The organism is Collinsella sp. An7, from assembly GCF_002159335.1.
Lineage (GTDB): Bacteria > Actinomycetota > Coriobacteriia > Coriobacteriales > Coriobacteriaceae > Coprousia.
Genome location: NZ_NFHP01000001.1, coordinates 173,506 through 192,341, shown reverse-complemented (window position 1 = coordinate 192,341; position 18,836 = coordinate 173,506). Strand labels below are relative to the sequence as shown.

At 67.3% G+C, this 18,836-nt stretch carries 16 protein-coding genes; 4 read left to right on the top strand and 12 right to left on the bottom strand.

Annotation, left to right across the window (positions count from 1 at the left end; all coding sequences use genetic code 11):
• Positions 1–62: 62 nt before the first annotated feature.
• From B5G20_RS00785 to guaA, 8 genes are all read right to left on the bottom strand, one after another.
• Positions 63–1,466: a type IV secretory system conjugative DNA transfer family protein gene (locus tag B5G20_RS00785; RefSeq protein ID WP_204207606.1), complete on the bottom strand. Its 1,404-nt coding sequence runs from the start codon at positions 1,464–1,466 to the stop codon at positions 63–65.
• Positions 1,467–1,849: 383 nt separating this feature from the next.
• Positions 1,850–2,374, bottom strand: coding sequence for a hypothetical protein (locus B5G20_RS10250; RefSeq protein ID WP_087353986.1), 525 nt, complete (start codon positions 2,372–2,374; stop codon positions 1,850–1,852).
• A 6-nt stretch (positions 2,375–2,380) separates the two neighbouring features.
• A complete protein-coding gene (locus tag B5G20_RS00775; RefSeq protein ID WP_087353983.1) occupies positions 2,381–3,175 on the bottom strand; it encodes a hypothetical protein in 795 nt (264 codons plus the stop codon).
• Between the two features lie 177 nt (positions 3,176–3,352).
• Entirely contained in the window at positions 3,353–4,099 is a 747-nt protein-coding gene (locus tag B5G20_RS00770; protein ID WP_158094350.1) for an ATP-binding protein, read from the bottom strand.
• 34 nt (positions 4,100–4,133) lie between these two features.
• Positions 4,134–4,541, bottom strand: a complete 408-nt coding sequence (locus B5G20_RS00765; protein WP_087353977.1) for a helix-turn-helix domain-containing protein — start codon at positions 4,539–4,541, stop codon at positions 4,134–4,136.
• Positions 4,542–4,559: 18 nt separating this feature from the next.
• Positions 4,560–4,814, bottom strand: a complete 255-nt coding sequence (locus B5G20_RS00760) for a helix-turn-helix domain-containing protein (protein WP_087353975.1) — start codon at positions 4,812–4,814, stop codon at positions 4,560–4,562.
• 62 nt (positions 4,815–4,876) lie between these two features.
• On the bottom strand, positions 4,877–5,140 hold the full coding sequence (locus tag B5G20_RS00755) for a helix-turn-helix domain-containing protein (RefSeq protein ID WP_087353972.1): 264 nt from the start codon (positions 5,138–5,140) through the stop codon (positions 4,877–4,879).
• A gap of 628 nt (positions 5,141–5,768) precedes the next feature.
• A complete protein-coding gene (gene guaA, locus B5G20_RS00750) occupies positions 5,769–7,364 on the bottom strand; it encodes a glutamine-hydrolyzing GMP synthase (RefSeq protein ID WP_087354592.1) in 1,596 nt (531 codons plus the stop codon).
• Positions 7,365–7,617: 253 nt separating this feature from the next.
• Between guaA and B5G20_RS00745 the strand changes: the two genes are divergently transcribed.
• Positions 7,618–8,733: an asparaginase gene (locus tag B5G20_RS00745; RefSeq protein ID WP_087353969.1), complete on the top strand. Its 1,116-nt coding sequence runs from the start codon at positions 7,618–7,620 to the stop codon at positions 8,731–8,733.
• A gap of 92 nt (positions 8,734–8,825) precedes the next feature.
• Here the strand turns inward: B5G20_RS00745 and B5G20_RS00740 are convergent, their stop codons facing one another.
• The 3 genes from B5G20_RS00740 to B5G20_RS00730 form a co-directional block, all read right to left on the bottom strand.
• Positions 8,826–9,173 carry a hypothetical protein gene (locus tag B5G20_RS00740; protein WP_143750183.1) on the bottom strand — a complete coding sequence of 116 codons (348 nt, stop codon included), beginning with the start codon at positions 9,171–9,173 and terminating at the stop codon, positions 8,826–8,828.
• A 107-nt stretch (positions 9,174–9,280) separates the two neighbouring features.
• Positions 9,281–10,357, bottom strand: coding sequence for a redox-regulated ATPase YchF (gene ychF, locus B5G20_RS00735; protein WP_087353963.1), 1,077 nt, complete (start codon positions 10,355–10,357; stop codon positions 9,281–9,283).
• A gap of 319 nt (positions 10,358–10,676) precedes the next feature.
• On the bottom strand, positions 10,677–12,041 hold the full coding sequence (locus B5G20_RS00730; protein ID WP_087353961.1) for a PFL family protein: 1,365 nt from the start codon (positions 12,039–12,041) through the stop codon (positions 10,677–10,679).
• Between the two features lie 584 nt (positions 12,042–12,625).
• Here B5G20_RS00730 and B5G20_RS00725 point away from each other — a divergent pair.
• The 3 genes from B5G20_RS00725 to B5G20_RS10245 all read left to right on the top strand — a co-directional run bounded on the left by B5G20_RS00725 (position 12,626) and on the right by B5G20_RS10245 (position 14,923).
• Complete coding sequence (locus tag B5G20_RS00725; protein WP_087353958.1) at positions 12,626–13,606, top strand: methyltransferase domain-containing protein; 981 nt, start codon at positions 12,626–12,628, stop codon at positions 13,604–13,606.
• A 199-nt stretch (positions 13,607–13,805) separates the two neighbouring features.
• Positions 13,806–14,618 carry a hypothetical protein gene (locus tag B5G20_RS00720; protein ID WP_087353955.1) on the top strand — a complete coding sequence of 271 codons (813 nt, stop codon included), beginning with the start codon at positions 13,806–13,808 and terminating at the stop codon, positions 14,616–14,618.
• A gap of 149 nt (positions 14,619–14,767) precedes the next feature.
• Positions 14,768–14,923 carry a hypothetical protein gene (locus tag B5G20_RS10245; RefSeq protein WP_158094349.1) on the top strand — a complete coding sequence of 52 codons (156 nt, stop codon included), beginning with the start codon at positions 14,768–14,770 and terminating at the stop codon, positions 14,921–14,923.
• 661 nt (positions 14,924–15,584) lie between these two features.
• Here the strand turns inward: B5G20_RS10245 and B5G20_RS00715 are convergent.
• On the bottom strand, positions 15,585–18,746 hold the full coding sequence (locus tag B5G20_RS00715) for a vitamin B12-dependent ribonucleotide reductase (protein WP_087353952.1): 3,162 nt from the start codon (positions 18,744–18,746) through the stop codon (positions 15,585–15,587).
• Between the last annotated feature and the right edge of the window lie 90 nt (positions 18,747–18,836).

The window sequence follows — 18,836 nt, the reverse complement described above, 5'->3', positions numbered from 1 at the left end:
CAGCCCGGAGGGGGTCGGATCCCGCCGGGCCCAGGCGCCTCGGGCGCGGCGGCCGCGCCCCGTCACTCGGCCTCGCGGCCGAGCTCCACCATGCGCCGGTAGCTTGGGTGCATGGTCTTGTCGTACTTCTCGTCGAGGAACGGGTCGGCGCCCGCGATGAGCACGATCGCCTTGCGGCGGTCGAGCCTGCCCACCTCGGCTGCCTGGATGAGGTCGCGCTCCGACGCCTGCCTGCTCGAGCTCCACCCCGGCGACGCGCCGCGCGTGTCGCTCTCCGACACGGCGGTCACCGTCTCCTTGCCGACCGACTCGGCGATCTCCTTGTTCGTCTCGGTCGACTTCCCCCCGAGGAACAGAACCGTGTCGCAGCAGTCGACGATCGTCTGGGCGTCGTCCCCGTACGCACCCTTGAGCTGCGCGACGGACTGCAGAACGGGCGAGATCGAGATGTTGCGGCTGCGGACGACGGCCATGGACTTCTCCACGTCGGGCATGCGGCCGATGTTGGCGAACTCGTCGAGGATGAAGCTCACCGGGGTCGGCAGGCTCCCGCCGTGCTCCGACAGGGCGCGGTCGCAGAGCAGGTCGAGGGCCTGCCACATGAGCACCGCGTGCAGGAACGAGTAGGTGCGGTTGGTGTCCGACATGACCGCGAACAGGGCGCGGCGCTCCCCCCTTTCCCCCATCCTGTCGATGGAGAGGTCGTCGGCCGAGAGGAGGCGCCTCGCCTCCTCGACCGCCAGGGGCGCGAGGCGCGCGTTGCACGAGACGATGATCGACTTGAGGGTCTTGCCCGCCGCCGTTCGGAAGGCCCGGTACCTGCCGAGCGCGAAGTCCTCCTCGGGGGAGCGAGGGTCCGAGACCCTCACCCACCGGACCCCTCCCCCCTCGTCGTAGGCGCGCGGGTCGCCTCCCGGCGCCGTCGGGGCGCTGATGCACCGCATCCCCGTCTCTATCTCGTCGAAGAGCAGGTCGAGCGGGCTTCTGAACGACTCGTCGTCGTCCCGCGCCTCCGCGAGCCCGAGCAGCGTCAGCATCCCGGGGATCGTCCGGTCCCTCTCGGGGCAGTGGTACACGAGGTACGCCACGAGCGCCGTGTAGAGCAGCTTCTCCGCTGCCTCCCAGAACGGGTCGTTGGAGCGGGCCTTGGGGTCGGTGGTGTTGAGCACGAGGCAGTCGGCGAACCGGATGATGTCCGACTCGCTCCTGAGGTACGAGATCGGGTTGTAGCGGTCGCTGCGGGAGGGGTCGATGGTGTCGAAGACGCGGACCTCGTAGCCGCCGTCCTCGAGCAGCCCCCTCACGTGCACCGCGACCGTCCCCTTCGGGTCGGTGACGAAGTAGGACGCGTTCATCTGCATGAGGTTGGGCTCGACGAAGCCGCGGGACTTGCCCGACCCCGGGCCCCCGATGACGAGGACGTTGCGGGTGCGCTCGAAGCGCCTGTCGTGGTCCTGCCTGCTCATCGCGAGCGAGCACCTCCTCGTCAGGATGATGTTCTGCCTGGGGTCTGACTGGTCGGCGAACCGGGAGATCTCCCCTGCCGTCGCCCACCGCGAGCTTCCGTGCTCCTCGCCCCTCCGGTAGTTCCCGGCCCGCGCCGCCCTCCAGGCCCACGCCGCCCACACGCCGCAGGCGCAGGTGACGCCGACGGAGAGGGGGAGCGGAGAGAGGTCGGGGGCCAGGGCGCGCGACAAGGCGAACGCCGGGAGGGCGCGCGCCGCCTGGGAGAGGGCGGAGACAGGGTCCCCTCCCATGGTGGCGGCGCACGAGGCGAAGAGGTCGCCGGCGAGGAACGCCGCGGCGGACAGCAACGCCGCGGACGCGATTCCCCGCACGGCAGGCGCGCTCACCGGGCCGCTCGCCCGGGCCGCGCCGTGAGCCGCGTCGGTTCCGCGGCCACCCTCTCCGCCGCCCTCCCGGCGCCCGCCTCGAGCGCGCGGGAGGCCTCGCGCGCCTTCTCGGCGCGCAGGTCGAGCGGACGCTCGTCGCCGCCCAGAGAGGCCTCCTCGGCGACGGAGGAGGCCTCGTCGAGCGCCGCCGCGACGCGGTCCGCGTCGGACACCTTGAAGAGAAGGGCGCGGGAGCCGTCGAGGTCGACGGCGATGCTCTCGACGCCCGCCTCGCGGAGCCTTGAGACGAGCGCCGGCTCGAGCTCCGCGGGGTCGTCGGCCACCGTGGCGAGGTCGAGCCTCGCCCACTCCCGCATCCCGGGCCCGGCCGAGGTGCCGTGGGGGCGCTCGCGCACCTCCGCCGCCGATCCCCCGAGCCTCCCCGCCGCCTCGATGAGGGCGCGGGCGCCGCCGCGCTCGCCGACGCGCACCGCCCAGCGGAGCATCGCCTCCCCGGAGTCGTCCCCGAAGTCGCTCGACACGGGCGCCTACCTCCCCTCTGCGGTTCGCGCCGGCGCGGCCGTCCGCTGGGGCAGCGAGTCGCTGCAGCCCCGGGCGGAGCGAACCGCGTCGGACAGGCCCCTCGATCCGGGGGCGGCCGCCGCGGGCAGCACGCGCTCGCAGAGGGCTGCGGCTCCGAGGGGCCGCTTCACCCCCTCCTGGCAAAGCAGGAGGGCGGGAGGGTCCGTCCGGCGGACCTCCATGCAGAACCCGGGGAGCCCGGGGCGCTCGAAGACGCGGCCCTCGTACCCTTCGGCCGTCTTCGCCACGAACGCGCGGCACGGCACGACCTCCCCCGTGGGAGCGATGCCCTCCGTCCGAACGAGCCTCCAGTCCAGGGGAGACTCCGTCTCCGGGAGCATGTAGTCGAGTCGGAGACACTCCTCCGGCGTCGCCATCTGCATGGAGGCGACGGCGCGCTCGAATTCCGTGCCGCGCTCGAGGATCCCCCCGAACGTCCAGCTCTCGAACGCCTCCCACCCGTCGGGCGCTTTCTTGAGGGTCCACCACTCATCTCCTCCGTTCACCTGCTGGATGAACGCGAGGTCGTCGTAGACGATGCCCGTCCGGATGGCCCAGTTCCCGCACCCGAGGAAGCCCCTCAGCGCCGAGACGTCCTCCGCCTCGACGAACTCGTAGGGGTACTCCTCGAGCCAGGGGTCGTCCTGCCAGTCGTAGCCGCCCCGCTTGAGCCAGCCGTTCTCCTGGCACTTGGCGACAAGCGCCTCGTGCAGCCCCCTGTCGACCGGGCGCGTGCGCTCCCTCCAGTCAATCGTCCCCATGCGACCTCCCGTGACTCCTTCCGGGCGCGGCGGCGTTATCGGCCCGGTTCACCAAGGTCAGCTTTTGACCGCCGTGCCGCCGCGCCCCCTCGGCTGAGTTATACGCGGGACGCCGGGGCGGGGGCGCGAGGCGCGAGGGCGGCGTCACGGGAGGTCCCGCCAGGTGGAGCATTCACGCTATCCGCACCTTCTGCGGTCCCGGTGGGTCAGGGGAACCGGCTCGCACATCTCCGCGAGCCGCGACGCGATCGCGGCGGCAGTCTCCGCCTCGCCCCCTCGCGCGAGGCGCCGCTCGATTGACTGCGGGGGATACTGGGAGGTGACGATGACCGGGAGCATCGCGTTGTAGCGGGCGTCCACGATCTGGTAGAGCGTCGTTCCCGCCCAGCCGCTCGCCCCCTCCTTGCCAAGGTCGTCGAGAATCAGCACGTCGCACGTCGAGTACCTGGAGAGCCCGGCGGCGCGCTCGGAGTCCGACCGGTATGACGCGTAGACCGAGTCGAGCATCCTCAGGGTCCCCGTCATCACCACCGTGTAGCCCGCCTCCACGAAGCGTGCCGCGAGGGCGCTCGCCTCGTGGGTCTTCCCACTCCCCACGGGACCGTAGATGTAAAGGCCGCCGCCGCGCGAGTCGGCGAAGCCCGCGAGGTAGTCGGCGCAGCTTCGCACGCTGACCTGCGCGTCGAGATAGCGCCTCCCTATGCCGGCCCTCGTCAGCCTGCCCAGCAGCTCCCGCCTCCGTTCGCGGCGCTCCTCGGCCTCCCGCCGTTCGCGAACCGCCCGCTCCCCCTCGCAGCCGCAGTCGCGGTGGGAGACCCAGTACGCCCTCCCGTCCAGCTCGACTGCGAGCGGCTCGAGCGGGGCCCCGCAGTAGGGGCACTCCGGACTCGGGGGCTCCTCCGCGTCGAGCCCGAGGGATTCCACGTCCGAGGCGGTAAGCAGGCGCCCCGGCCCCGCGTTAGCTCTCATAGTGTTTGTTCTCCGATTTCCTTATTGGGTGACAGGCCGTCTCTCCCCGCCATGGCACCTTGTCATGCGATCCGCCGCCATGGGGTGACGGGCCGTCATGGGCGGAGAGCGCGCGCTCGGTGAGCGCGTACCGCTTCGTCGCACCGCTGCGGGCGCGGCGGGTCCCGATCTCCTCGATGAGCCCCCTTGCGAGCAGCTCAGAGATCGCCCTGAACACCGTCCTCTCGCTGATGCCGAGGAAGGCGGCGGTGTTTGGCTTGCTCTCGTAGAACTCGCCTCCCCCGGAGCAGAACCCGTAGATGCGGGCGAAGACGAGAAGGGTCGTCCCCGAGAGCCCCAGCCGTCCCCACATGAAGCGATGCACGACCAGGAAGGAATCGGCAGGGGCTTTCCCCATCTCGCCAGCTCCTCTCCCCTATCCCCGGCGCTCCCTCACGAGCACCGTGTTGCGCGACACCCATTCGCGCAGCTCCTCGCGCGAGGCGAACGACCCTCTCCATCCGGTCGGGAAGCAGCGAAGGGGCAGCGGGTCCTCGCGCTCCTTCGCGAGGTCGTACACGCGGTTTCTGCTGATCCTCAGCAGGGCGGCCACCTCGTCGACGCTGTAGTAGTCCTGAACCGGAATGGGAACCTTCTCCCTGCGTGCGATGCGTGCGTTCGAATCAGCCATCTCGAGCAACTCCTTCGAGTCGATTCGAAGCGCAATCCCCACGGCTCCCGAGAGGTGCCTCGTTACTCCCCGGCGCCACCGAAACGCTCCCGGCGCGATTCCGCGCCCTCAGCCTTCTTGGACCTGCCCGCTATGTAGTCGTCCAGCGCCGAGCGCCTCACGCGCACGAGCCTTCCGACCCTCACCGAGGCGATGACCCCATCGCTCACGAGCTTGTACGCCATGGTCCTCGAGACGTCCAGCACCCGCTGGACGTCTCGGACCCGCAGCAGCTCGTCAGCGCTTGAGACCTTCTCGGACCGGGCCCCTGCGTCGATCTCGCCCATGCGTCCTCCTTCCCGGCGGCGTCTGGCCGTGTCGCCACGTCACCGCGGATGCCGTGGCGTGCCGCCTAGTGCCAGATGATGCCGCTCGGGGGGAGGGGCGTGGTCGAGGCCGTCGCGACGCGTCACGGCAAGTCCCCGGTGGTCGAGGTTTCACCGAACGGACACGTGGGCGCGCGTGACCCGGCTGCGTCAGCTCCGAATTCGATTGTATGGGGGCGGGGAATAATCGTCTGTACTATTTACCTGCGTGTATGGCGAGATTTGAGTTCATTTTTCTCGTTGAGTTCAAATTGAGTTCCAACTCTCGCGCCAGAGCTCCCGCGCGCGGCCCGCTCGGTAATGCACGTTGTCCCGCGCGTCCCGGAGCCCTCCCATGGCGTCCGCGCCGTCGCGCCGCGTCGCGCCCCGTGCCGCCGCGTATCGTGTCGTTTTCTTCTGATTTGGCGCTCTACCAGCGCATATATAGGACAAAGGGCCCTCCATCGCGCTTGATGGAAGGCCCTTCTCCGCGGTTTTCTGAGTTCCGATGTGCCGGTGGCTTGCTCGTTACCGGTGGACGGAATGATACAGAATGGTACGAGTTTTAATCATACGGACAGTCCAAAAATACGAACATCTGTACGATGATTTACTCCCACTCAATCGTCGCGGGGGGCTTGCTCGTAATGTCGTACGCCACGCGGTTGACGCCCGGGACCTCTGCCACGATGCGGCTCGAGATCTTCGCCAACACGTCGTAGGGCAGCTTCGCCCAGTCCGCCGTCATGGCGTCGCTCGACTCCACCGCGCGCAGGATCACCGGGCGCGCGTAGGTGCGCTCGTCGCCCATCACGCCCACGCTCTTGATATCCGGCAGCACCGCAAAGTACTGCCAGCAGCTGTGTTCGCTGTTGCGCTCGCCGGTCTCCTCAAACAGCCGCTGGTTGTACGCATCGAGCTCCTCGCGCACGATGGCGTCGGCGTTCTTTAGGATCTCAAGCTTCTCGGGGCTCACCGCGCCGATGATGCGGATCGCCAGACCCGGGCCCGGGAACGGCTGACGGTACACGATGTGCTCGGGCAACCCCAGAGCCAGGCCCAGCTCGCGCACCTCATCCTTAAAGAAATGGTCGAGCGGCTCGATAAGGTCGAAATGCACGCCCTCGGGGAACGGGATCAGGTTGTGATGGCTCTTGATCGTAGCCGTCTTGCCACCCGTCTTGCGCGCGCCGCTCTCGATGATATCGGGGTAGATGGTGCCCTGCGCGAGGTAGGTCACCGGGCGCCCGCCCTCCTCGAGCTGCTGCGCCACGGCAAAGAACTCCTCCCAGAACTGCGTGCCGATAATGCGGCGCTTCTCCTCGGGCTCGGTCACCCCGTCGAGCAGCTTGGCGTAGCGCTCCTCGGCGTGAACATGGATAAAGTCCACGTCGAACTGCTTGGTAAAGACCTCCTCCACCTGCTCGGGCTCGCCCTTGCGGAGCAAACCGTGGTTCACAAACACGCAGGTCAGCTGCTTGCCGATGGCCCGCGAGCACAGCGCCGCCACCACGCTCGAGTCCACGCCGCCCGAGAGCGCCAAGATCACGCGGTCGCCGCCGACCTTCTCGCGGATCTCTGCGGTCATGGTCTCAACGAGGTTGTCCATGGTCCAGTCCTGTGCAAGACCGCACACGCCAAAGAGGAAGTTCTTGAGGATCTGCTGGCCGTACTCGGTGTGTCGCACTTCGGGGTGGAACTGCGTGGAGTAGAGCTTACGCTCCGGGCACTCCATGGCCGCCACCGGGCAGACCTCGGTCCGCGCCGTAACGTGGAAGCCCTCGGGCACGCGGTCGACGGCGTCGCGGTGGCTCATCCACACGGTCTGCTCCATCGGCGTGCCCTCAAAGAGCGCCGAGCCGTTGTCGCAGGCGAGCGTTGCAGGGCCGTACTCGCCCACCTCACTGTGCGCGACCTCGCCGCCGAGCGTGACCGCCATGATCTGGTGTCCGTAGCAAAAGCCGAGCACCGGCAACCCCAGGTCAAAGATCGCCGGGTCGATGGAGGGCGCATCCTCGGCGTACACGCTCGCCGGACCGCCCGAGAGGATGAGCGCCGACGGCTCCATCGCGCGGACCTCGTCGGCCGAGATGTCGCACGGGACGATCTCGGAGTATACGTGCAGATCGCGCACGCGGCGGGCGATGAGCTGGCCGTACTGCGCGCCAAAGTCGAAAACGAGCACCTTCTGGGTGGTCTGCGCCATGGAATACCTCTCCTCGTACTCAACGATGCAGCCGACCGCAATCCCCCGCGGCCAGGCCATCGGTCCAGATGCCCCTATCATACACGAGGCCACACGCCCAGGCGCCCTGCCGGTGCATCGGCGCAAGACAACCATCCGAGGGCGGACGCGGCGGGCGACCCCGCGCCGCAGCCGCACCCCGCCCCGCCGATTCACTCCACCGCACCGCTCCCCTACAATAAGGGACCACGCGCAACTAACCGAAAGAGGCCCCATGAAACGCATCCTGCTCATCGCCACCGGCGGCACCATCGCCTCCATGGAGGAGGGCAGCGGCCTCTCCCCCGCGCTCACCGGCTCCGAGCTTGCCGCCTGCGTGCCCGAGATCGAGGGCCTCTGCGAGCTCACCGTCGTGCAGCCCATGAACATCGACTCCACCAACATGCGTCCGGCCGACTGGCTCCGCATCCGCGACGTCATCATGGACGCCTACGACGACCACGACGGCTTTCTCATCCTGCACGGTACCGACACGATGTCCTACACTGCAGCGGCGCTCTCCTACCTCATTCAGCAGAGCCCCAAGCCCATCGTCCTCACCGGTTCGCAGCGCCCCATGATGAGCCCCTTTACCGACGCCAAGCTCAACCTCTACCAGAGCCTGCTGTGGGCGGTTGACGACCGCGCGCGCGACGTCGCCATTGTCTTTGGCGGCCTTGTGATCGCCGGCACCCGCGCGCGCAAGCAGCGCACCATGAGCGCTAATGCCTTTACCAGCGTAAACTTTCCGCCGCTCGCCTACATCCGCCACGATCGCATCCTCCGCGGCGGCGCGGCGCTCCCCGGCTGGACCATCGACGATCGCATGCTCGAGGCCGCGGCCGCGGCAACCGAGACCGAGGCCGGCGCGCGCATGCTCGTCAACGCCCTGCGCACCGCCCGCGCCGCACGGCAGCAGACGCCCGTGAGCACCCGCACGCTCAACAGCCGCGTGACCGTGCTCAAGCTCACGCCCGGCTTTAACCCTCGCGTCTTTGAGCTGCTCAAACCCGAGTACGACGCGGTGATCCTCGAGACGTACGGCCTTGGGGGCGTCCCCGATTACGGCCCGGGGGCGGCCTCTTTTAAGCAGGCGATCTATGACTGGGTCGACTCCGGGCGCATCGCCGTCATGACCACGCAGGTGCCCGAAGAGGGCCTCGACCTCGGCGTGTACGAGGTCGGACGCGCCTATGCCGACCACCCGGGCATCCTCCGCGGCGACGACATGACCACCGAGGCGCTCGTTGCCAAGACCATGTGGGTACTCGGCCAGACGCACGACCCGCATGAGGTGGCCCGCCTCTTCTACCGGGTCGTCAACCACGACCGCACCCCGGCGGGCATCTAACGCAAACCGAACGCACAAAGCGGGCGGGCCGCAGTCACGACATGATGGTTGCAGCCCGCCCGCTTGCTATGCGTCCCTATCTGGTAGCGCGTCTAGAACGGCAAGATCTGCCCGGTGAGCGCCATCGAGAGCAGGTAGATGTTGGCAAAGTTAAAGATCACCACGGTCACGAGCCCGTTGCGCACATAGCGCCTAAAGGTGAGCGCCGCAACGGCCGCAGACTCACCGTTGCCGCCTGCCCGGTTAAAGCCGCTCAGCAGCGAGGCCGCACCGAGCGCAAGAGAAAGCAGCGGCAGAAGCGCCAAGTACCAGCGGCTCCCCTCGCGCGCCGTCTCCTGCGCGGCGTTAAAGCCGATCACCACGGTGTCCGAGAGCTGCGGAAAGACCACGATGGTCTCGATCAGCGGCACCACGCAGAGCACGGCGAGGGCAATCGCCATATACCCGTTGGCTTTTCCATAGCGAAACATTGCAAAGTCCTCTCACAGGTCGATGGGCGGGCAGCGGCGCAGCAGCAGCCCGGCGCCGGGCCCGTCGCCGCCGCGCGCTACACGTTAAAGCGGAAGTGCACCACGTCGCCGTCGGCCATGACGTAGTCCTTGCCCTCCATGCGGAGCTTGCCAGCCGCACGGGCACCCTGCTCGCCGCCGAGCTCGATGTAGTCGTTGTAGGCGATGACCTCGGCCTTGATAAAGCCGCGCTCAAAGTCGGAGTGAATCACGCCGGCCGCCTGCGGTGCGGTGGCGCCGGTGCGCACCGTCCACGCCTTGACCTCCATCTCGCCGGCGGTAAAGAACGACTGCAGGCCGAGTAGCTTGTAGGCCGCCTGCGCGAGCACCTCCAGGCCGGGGCGTTCGAGCCCGAGCGTCTCCAGGTACTCCGCCGCCTCCTCGGGCTCGAGCTCCGAGAGCTCGGCCTCAACCTTGGCGCAGATGGGAATGGGCGTCACCCCGTCGATAAGCTCGAGCTCCTCGCCGAGCATGTCCTCGTCCACGTTGGCAACATAGAGAATCGGCTTCATGGTGAGGAGGAAGAGCCCCTTGGCGGCGGCGCGCTCCTCGGGCGTCATGTCGAGCGTGGCGGCGCGGTTGCCGTCATTCAGCCATGCCACGAGTCGCTGGGCAACCTCCAGCTTGGGCGCGAGCTCGCGATCGCGCTTGGCCTCCTTCTCGAGCTTGGGGAGCTGCTTCTCAAGCGTCTGCAGGTCGGCCAGGATAAGCTCGGTCATGATGGTCTCGGCATCGCCCGCCGGGTCTACAAACTCGCCCGTACGGCCTGCCTCGCGGAGCACGTTGGGGTCTTTGAAGTAGCGCACGACCTCGCAGATGGCGTCGGTCTCGCGAATGTTGGCGAGAAACTGGTTGCCGAGACCCTCGCCCTCGTTGGCGCCCTTTACCAGACCGGCGATGTCGACAAACTCAACCGTGGCCGGCACGATGCGCCCCGGGTGAACGATGTCGGCGAGCGCCTGGAGACGGTCGTCGGGCACGTTGACGATTCCGACGTTGGGGTCGATCGTGGCAAACGGATAGTTGGCGGCAAGCCCGCCCTTTTTGGTGAGCGCGGTGAAGAGCGTTGACTTGCCCACGTTGGGCAGGCCCACGATACCGATGGAAAGCGACACGGGAATTCCCTCCTGAAACCAAGCCGGCCCGGCCGGCAGCCGGCGGGTGCGCCGGCGCAAATGCACCCTGCTATGGTACACGAACGCGTCGGGTGAGGGGCGGCCGGCAAACCCCCTCACATGCGGCGCTCGTCCCCTTGCCTTGCGTCCGCCCCGTCCCCGCTTCTCGCGCTCACCCCACACACTTGATGCACGTCGGGGCGCGATGAGACCGAATTCGGCACTATCGCGGCCCGAAGTGCATCGAATGCAAAAGACGAGGCTGATTGCTCAGACACGTGGCGGAAGCAGTAGGCAAGACCCTCTAGTCCGCACTCCCCTAGTTCTTGAGCGAGTTGAGCGGCGCGGGGAAGCGTCCGCCACGGTGCGCAAAGACCGTGCCCGCGTACGGGTTGACCGGCATGATCGGCGCGCGGCCGAAAAGCCCGCCATACTCCACCGAGTCGCCCACGCCCTTGCCGATGGCGGGGATGATGCGTACCGCCGTCGTCTTGTTGTTGATGACGCCGATCGCCATCTCGTCGGCGATGATGCCCGCGATGGCCTCCACGCTCGTGTCGCCGGGGATGGCGATCATGTCGAGGCCCACCGAGCACACGCAGGTCATGGCCTCGAGCTTCTCGAGCGTGAGTGCGCCCTTCTCGGCCGCGGCGATCATGCCCGCGTCCTCCGAGACGGGGATGAACGCGCCGGAGAGGCCGCCCACCGAGCTCGTCGCCATGACACCGCCCTTCTTGACGCAGTCGTTGAGGAGGGCGAGCGCCGCCGTGGTCCCCGGACCGCCGCAGGTGCCCACGCCGATGATCTCCAGAATGCGGGCCACCGAGTCGCCGATGGCGGGCGTGGGGGCGAGCGACAGGTCGACGATGCCCTTTGCCACGCCCAGGCGGCGCGCTGCCTCGCGGCTCATGAGCTCGCCCGCGCGGGTGATCTTAAAGGCCGTCTGCTTGATCTGCTCGGCAACCTCCATCATATCGGCCGTCTCGGGCAGCTGCTCGAGCGCCGCAGCCATAACGCCAGGGCCCGAGACGCCCACGTTGATCACCGCGTCTGCCTCGCCGGAGCCGTGGACGGCACCAGCCATAAAGGGCGAGTCCTCCACCATGTTGGCAAAGACCACAAACTTGGACGCGCCTACCGAGTCCTCGTCGGCCGTGAGCTCGGCCGAGCGGCGCACAACCTCGGCGACCTTGAGCACGGCGTCCATGTTGATGCCCGCACGCAGGCTCGCCACGTTAACGCTCGAGCATACGCGCGTGGTGTTGGCGAGCGCCTCGGGGATGCAGTTCATGAGGCGACGGTCGGCGTCGCCCGTGCCCTTGTGTACCAGCGCCGAGAAGCCGCCGAGGTAGTCGATACCGAGCGTCTCGGCTGCGCGGTCGAGCGCGTGCGCGAGCGGGGTGAGGTCCTCGTCGGGACAAGCGGCGGCGATCTGGGCGACCGGCGTTACCGAGACGCGCTTGTTGACGATGGGGATGCCGTACTCGCGCTCGAGGCCCTCGGCCGTCTCGACGAGATGCTCGGCCGTAGTGGTCACGTGGTCGTAGATCTTGGTCGACATGCGGTCGATGTTCTCGTCCGCGCAGCCCATGAGCGAGATGCCCATGGTGATAGTGCGGATGTCGAGGTTCTGCTCCGCGACCATGCCGCGGGTCTCGGCGATTTCTGCCGGCGTGATGGCCATGCGCGCTCCTAACGCTCGGGGTGGGCGGCCCGGGGCAGCCCGTCGGTGGGCCGGCTCGTGGCGGCCCGTTGCTTGTTGGCTATTGTAGCCTGTCGCGCCCGCGCCGCGGTGCCGGGGGTGGGGTGCTCGCGCGTTTCACACGGGTTGCGAGGCGGGTGTCGGGCGGCCAGGCAGACGCATGGCGTAGCGGGCTGCCGGGTGGGCGAACGGCCACCGGACTGCCGGACGGGCGGCGCGAGGTCAGGTTGCCAGGGGCGCGACGCAAAGGCTACACCCCGTGCAAATCCACGCGCTGTGAACCCGGCAATGAACCCGTTGGTGAACCCTCACCAAAAGACCTGGTAGATAACGTCACATCTCCACACGCTGTGAACCCGAAGTGTCAAAGCGCCGCGGTTTACGCACTTCCGGGTTCATCGCGCAAAGAAATGTACCGCGGCTGGGAGACCGGACGGATAGCGAGCGGGCGGATGGGCACCAAACAAGAGGCCGGCCGGGAGACAGGGGCCGCCGTCGGCTGCCGTGGACGCGCCCATCGCCCGACTCCGCGCCAAAAGGAGGACAATGGAGCAAAGGAGGTTCCCATGACCGAACACGCCCCGACCCAAGAACACCTCGCGCCGGCAGCGCCCCCGGCCACCCAGCCGGACGCCTGCGAGCCCGACCTCAACGGCTCACCTGCGGCAACGCTTCTCACCACCGACTGGAACGAGGAGTGGAAGGCGCTCCAGGTGGCACGCCGCTCGCCTGATAACCCCAGCTGGTGGGACGGCCGGGCCAAGCACTTTCGCCCGCGCGAGACCCACCCCTATGCCCGCGGCTTTCTTGAGCTCGCCGAGCTGCGGCCCGACGAGCGCGTGCTCGACATGGGCTGCGGCGCGGGAACGCTCGCCATCCCACTCGCGCGGACAGAGCACCCGGTCCTTGCCTGCGATTTTTCGCCGCGGATGCTCGAGGTGCTGCGCGAGGGCATCGCCTACGAAGAGGCACACGGCACCGTTGCCCCGGGCATGATCGAGACGCGGCGGCTCGCTTGGGATGACGACTGGGAGGCCGAGGGCTTGAGCGAAAACATGGTCGACGTTGCGTTTGCCAGCCGTTCCATCGCCACCCGCGACCTCGCCGCCGCCCTTATGAAGCTCGACCGCGTGGCGCGTCGACGCTGCTGCATCACGCTCGTTACGGGAGCGAGCCCGCGCGTGGACCCGCAGATCATGGGCGCCATCGGCGCAAGCGTGACCGAGAGCCGCGATTACGTGTACGCCTTTAACATCCTGGTCGGGCTCGGGCGCCTCCCCGAGGTGCGCTACATCGCCTCGCCGCGGCGCGACACGTTTGACTCGCTAGAAGATGGTGTGGCGGACTTCTCGCGCATGCTCGAGCGCGGCAATGAGGGGCGCGTGGGCGAGCTGCGGGCATATCTCGCCGAGCACATGGTCGAAAACCCGCACGCGGGCGAGCTGGGGCAGAAGGGCAAGCCACAGGGCCGCTACATGCTCGACCACGAACGCATCGTGCGTTGGGCGTTCATCGCATGGGAGCCGAAGGGCGGCGACACGGCGTAGGCTGTTGGCCGGCTGCGCGGCCGTTGGCCGGACGGCAATATGAGCCGCCCGGGCGCGGCGGCCAGCGAGCTGAGGGACGGCCGGGCAAGCACGCCAGCCGTCCGCCGGAGCCCACGAAGCATTCACATGATGCGCTGCGACGCATGGTACGCTGGGTGCTCCATGGGCGCGTCCGCGCCCGCCGACTCGAGGAGCAACCATGACGCAACCGCAGCACAGCTCCCAGCCCACCCCGCGCCACCGTCAAGCCACGTCGAATGCCGCACCGGCGTCGCATACCGCCGCCCCTGGCCGACATGCCGCTCACGCCGCCAACGGGCAGCGCCGCGCGAGCGGCAGTACCGTTGCAGGAGCCCGCGCCCCCATCAACGCCGCGCAGGCCGCCAAGCGGGCAGCGCACGCCGCACCCGGAGAGACCGTGCGGTATCGGCAAGAGGCGGCCGGCGTTTCGCGCGAGCGGGCTCAGGCCCTCGGCAAGACGGGGCCGCGCAGCCATGGGCCTGTGATTGCGGGGGCGATTGTCGGTATTGCACTCGCCTGCCTGCTCATCTGGTTTGTGGGCGGAGCGGCGCTGCGCGCGTTTATGGATGACGGAACGACCGACGAAGTGATCGTGACGGATTTCGAGAACGCCGATGCCAAAGAAGCACCGAAGGCAGTCGACGCCGACGGCACGCTTGAGGTGATGGGTTTCAATTACACCTTTGCGCCAGCGGACGGCGGAACGTATACCCTTGCTCGTCAGCTTACAGACTCCACCGCCGATCCCGTGCCGCTCTTTACCGTAACGGGCACGCCAGCCGGCATGGCCACGTACGAGGGCTTTATCTATGTGATGTCCAATGGCGAGGGCAGCTACTACATCCAGAGCTACCTGCCGGGCGACGGCTCCCTCCCCAGCGACCTCGCAGACGGCGAAGGCACGATCGTGGATGTTGCGCTCGAGGGCTCCCAGCTGCAGCTCACCGAGGAAGGTGGGCGGGTGTATACGCTGGAGCTCTCGGGGAAGTAAGGGCTGGCCGGAGCGTCGAAGGGCGGCAGCTGATTATCGTGGCACGAGTGACCGTATTCGCACCTTGGTGCGCTGCCGCGGCCGGAGCACTTAGCAATCGCTCCGCCAACAATAAGAACGACCTCAGGCGGAAACGGTAAGGTGGTCGCATGGTTCTTGGATACATGATTATTGCCGTCGTGGTGCTCGTGCTGGTGGTCTTTCCGCTTTTTACCGTGGTACAACTTCTGCGCTATGCGTGGCTCAAGCACAAGGAAAAACAGATCCGTGAGGCCATTTTCGGCAAGGACAAGAAGCGACGCTAACGGCCAGGCCCCCGGGTATGTCCAGGGGGCTTTTTGCCGTCTATGGGCAGCATCAGGCTTGGGGCCATCTTGGTATGCGCGGGGAGCGCGTCGAGCATGCGAATCCTGAGCCTGTAGGCAAATCACAAGGCGCCCTGCTGTCCCCAAGCTCTAATCCGCGTATCTGCAGGAAATCAGCACACGGTCGATGCCGCGCAGATGGAGCGCACCGAATTTCAACCCGCGTACCCGCGAGGGGGTGCGACTTCTTTCAGTTCTAGATTTCCTCCGCGATCTCCATACTTCAATCCACGCACCCGCGAGGGGTGCGACGCGCTCCCGCTCGCGCTCTTGCTCCCCAGGGTACGTTTAGGTGAGTGATGTGCAAAGGCGAGGCGTCGCCTGGGCAGAGGGCGGCAAACGCGGGCAGCGTCACCGCCCCGACCCGCCATCCGGGTTGCCGCAGTGCCCGAGGTTGCCCTGAAAGAGGAGGGCATAGGCCTCAACGCCATGCCCGACGATTGAGGGGCAACTCGAGAGCCGCGGCAACCAACACGGCTACCTCCATCCCGGATGCCCGGTAGGCTGTAGTGCGCCAGATTGCCGCGAAAGAGGAGGGGGCACGCCTTTGCGCGGCGACCGACGATCGAGCGGCAAGATGGCGTGCTACAGCCCGCCGGGATCAGCTGCAGCCGGTCGTGGTGCCGCAGTCCATGCACACCTTGCACGTCCCGTTCTGCACCATGCGCGAGCTGCCGCAGTTAGGGCAGGTGCTCCCGTCGTAGAGGCGCTCGCCGTGGAGAGCGGCGTTGCGGGCGGCCTCGTTCACAAACGCCGCCGTGTAGAAGTCGCCCGTGTCCACGTTACCCGTCTCCTCGCGGAGCTCGTCCTCTTTTGCCGCCACCAGGCGGTCCATCTCCTCGGGCGCAACCACGGGCTCCTCGTCGTCCGCCGCGCCCGCTGCAGAGACGCGCTCCTCAACCGCTGCCACGGCCTCGACCGCAGCCACCGGCTCGGCCGGCGTGGCCCCGGCAATCTGGCTCCAGCCCTCGGGCTTTACCTGCACGCGCGAGTAGTCGCCCAGCTCAATGTCGATCACCTTAGAAATCAGGTCGGAGATGCTCGTCACGTACTTGATGTTGGGGTGGCTCTGCACAAACCCGTAGGGCTCGTACATCTGCCCGCGGAGCATCTTGGAGATGCGCTCGGCGGGAATGCCGTACTGCAGCATCACCGAGATAGTCTTAGAGAGCGAGTTCAGAAGCCCCATGATCGTGGTGCCCTCGCGGTCGGTCGTCACAAAGAGCTCGGCGATCTCGCCCGCCTCGTTACGGTTGACCGTGGTATAGATCTTCACCCCGTCGATCTGCGCCAGATGGGTGCGGCCGTTGCGCACGCCCACGATGCGCCGCCGCTCGGCCGGGTGCGCTCCCGCCGCGAGCTTGGCCTCGGCGTCGCGCGCATAGGCCAAAAGGTCGGCGTACGTGAGGTCGCCCAGGTCGCGCGGGCCGTCCTCCTCGAGCGAGGTGTTGAGCGGCTGGGCGTTCTTGGAGCCGTCGCGGTAGAGCGTGATGCCCTTGCAGCCCGTCTGCCAGGCGAGCATCACCACATCCTTAAAGTCCTGCACCGTGGCCGTGTGCGGCAGGTTGACCGTCTTGGAGATGGCGCCCGAGACGAGCGGCGTGAGCGCCGCCACCATGAGCACGTGCCCGCGCGGGTCGATGTAGCGCTCGCCCGAGCCGCAGGTATTGGCCGTGTCAAACACCGCCAGGTGCTCGGGGCGCAGGTGCGGCGCTCCCTCGATCTTGCCGTCCACGATCATGCCGGCATCGTCGGTCGCCTGCACGTACTCGACGATGTCCGTGATCTCGTCGTCGGTATAGCCCAGCCGGCGCAGCGCGTCGCCGATCACGGGGTTGGCAATTACCATAAAGCCGCCGCCCGAGAGCTTCTTGTAGATCATGTGGCTAAAGAACGGCTCAATGGAGGTGGCCCCGCAGTCCATCGCAAACGAGATGGTGCCCGTCGGCGCGAGCACGCTCACCTGCGCGTTGCGGTAGCCGTAGCGCTCGCCGAGCTCCTCGGCGAAGGTCCAGCTCTCGATGAGCGCCTGGGCAAGCTCGCTCTCACCCGCCGCCACGAGCAGGTCGAAATCCACGATCGGCGGCTCGATGGTAAGCTCCTCAAAGGCATCGTTGCGCGCCCCCGCCACGCGTGCGTGATTGCGGATCACGCGCTCCATGTGGCGCTTGTTGATGGCGTAGCAGTCAAACGGTCCCACCTTGCGCGCCATGATGGCCGACGCCGTGTAGCTGCGCCCGGTGAGCGTGCCCACCAGAGCCGACGCCAGCGCCCGCGCTTCGGGCGAGTCGTAGGGCATGCCCTTGGCCATGAGCAGGCTCGCCAGGTTGGAGAGGCCCAGGCCCGTCGCGCGGAAGCGGTACGTCTTGCGCGCAATGTCTTTGGTGGGGAACTGCCCCCACGCGATGGAGGCCTCGAGGGCGAGCTGGATCAGGTCGATGGCGTGCTCGTAGCCCTCCACGTCAAAGTGGTCGGTCGCCGGGTCGTAAAAGCGGTAGACGTTGATGGAGGCGAGGTTGCAGCTTGAGTCGTCCAAGAAGGCGTACTCGCCGCAGGGGTTCGTCGAGTTGAGGCGGTTGTAGCTCGCGCCCACCACGCCGTCCTCGCCGCCCGGGCAGGTGTGCCATTCGTTAAAGGTGTCCGAGAACTGCGGCGCGGGGTCGGCGCAGCGCCAGGCGCTCTCGTTAAATTCGTCCCAGATGCGCGCGACGCTCACCTCGCGGTCGAGCCGGCTGTCCACGCGCCCGCGCAGCATGTAGGTAGCATCGGGGTCCTCGTCGAGCTTCGCGACCTTGGTCATGAACTCGTTATCGATGCGCAGGCTGTTGTTGGAGTTCTGTCCCGAAACCGTGGCATAGGCCTCGCCGTTAATGTCGCCGTCGTAGCCCATCTTCATAAGGGCGAGCGCCTTATCCTCCTCGCGCGCCTTCCAGGTGATGAACTGCTCGATATCGGGGTGGTCGATGTCGAGGCAGACCATCTTTGCCGCGCGGCGCGTGGTGCCACCGCTCTTGATGGCGTCGGCGTTGCGGTCAAGCCCCTTGAGAAAGCTCATCACCCCGCTCGACACACCGCCGCCCGAGAGCCGCTCGCCCTCGGCGCGCAGCGCACTGAAGTTGGAGCCAGTGCCCGAGCCGCCCTTAAAGAGCTTGGTCTCGGTCACAAACTCGTCCGAGATGGAGTGCTCGCCCAGAAGCTTGTCCTCAACGCTCACGATAAAGCACGCGCTCGCCTGCGTGCGGGTGTACTGGTCGGGCGACTCCACAACCTGGCCGGACTCCGGGTCAACGTAATACATGCCCTGCGGCTCGCCGGAGATGCCGTAGGCGCGCTTGAGCCCGGTGTTGAACCACTGGGGCGAGTTGGGGGCGAAGCGCTGGTCCAAGATCATGTAGACGAGCTCGTCGTAGAGAATCTGCGCCTGCTCGCCCTCCTCTACCAGCCCCTCGTCCACCAGAGCGGCGACCCAGAAGTCGACCATGCGGTGCGCCACCTGCTTGAGCGAGGTCTCGCTCCCCGCGCCGGGCACGCCCGCACGCCGAAAATACTTAGACGCGATGATGTCCACCGCGTTTTGCGAATACCCCACGGGAAACTCAAGCCCCTCCATGTCGCAGAGGGTCTTGCCCGTCTTGTAATCGGCAAGGTGGACCGAGCGCGTGGACCAGTCAAAGAGATCGTAGACGGTCTTGCCGGCGTTCTCGGGCAGGTCGAGCGCGGACGTGAAGCGGCGGGTGATGAGTTCCTCGATGGTGGTTGCCATGGGACCTCGCTTTCTCTGAGCACTGGGCGGGAGCGCGGCGCGTTAATGATGGATACAGCATGTCAGACCGTGCGGACAAAGAATCGGTGC

Coding starts and splice junctions, on each gene's coding strand:
- B5G20_RS00785 (WP_204207606.1), bottom strand. CDS start 1,466: ATGAGCAGGCAGGACCACGACAGGCGCTTCGAGCGCACCCGCAACGTC.
- B5G20_RS00775 (WP_087353983.1), bottom strand. CDS start 3,175: ATGGGGACGATTGACTGGAGGGAGCGCACGCGCCCGGTCGACAGGGGG.
- B5G20_RS00765 (WP_087353977.1), bottom strand. CDS start 4,541: ATGGGGAAAGCCCCTGCCGATTCCTTCCTGGTCGTGCATCGCTTCATG.
- B5G20_RS00760 (WP_087353975.1), bottom strand. CDS start 4,814: ATGGCTGATTCGAACGCACGCATCGCACGCAGGGAGAAGGTTCCCATT.
- B5G20_RS00755 (WP_087353972.1), bottom strand. CDS start 5,140: ATGGGCGAGATCGACGCAGGGGCCCGGTCCGAGAAGGTCTCAAGCGCT.
- guaA (WP_087354592.1), bottom strand. CDS start 7,364: ATGGCGCAGACCACCCAGAAGGTGCTCGTTTTCGACTTTGGCGCGCAG.
- B5G20_RS00745 (WP_087353969.1), top strand. CDS start 7,618: ATGAAACGCATCCTGCTCATCGCCACCGGCGGCACCATCGCCTCCATG.
- B5G20_RS00740 (WP_143750183.1), bottom strand. CDS start 9,173: ATGGCGATTGCCCTCGCCGTGCTCTGCGTGGTGCCGCTGATCGAGACC.
- B5G20_RS00730 (WP_087353961.1), bottom strand. CDS start 12,041: ATGGCCATCACGCCGGCAGAAATCGCCGAGACCCGCGGCATGGTCGCG.
- B5G20_RS00725 (WP_087353958.1), top strand. CDS start 12,626: ATGACCGAACACGCCCCGACCCAAGAACACCTCGCGCCGGCAGCGCCC.
- B5G20_RS00720 (WP_087353955.1), top strand. CDS start 13,806: ATGACGCAACCGCAGCACAGCTCCCAGCCCACCCCGCGCCACCGTCAA.
- B5G20_RS10245 (WP_158094349.1), top strand. CDS start 14,768: ATGGTTCTTGGATACATGATTATTGCCGTCGTGGTGCTCGTGCTGGTG.
- B5G20_RS00715 (WP_087353952.1), bottom strand. CDS start 18,746: ATGGCAACCACCATCGAGGAACTCATCACCCGCCGCTTCACGTCCGCG.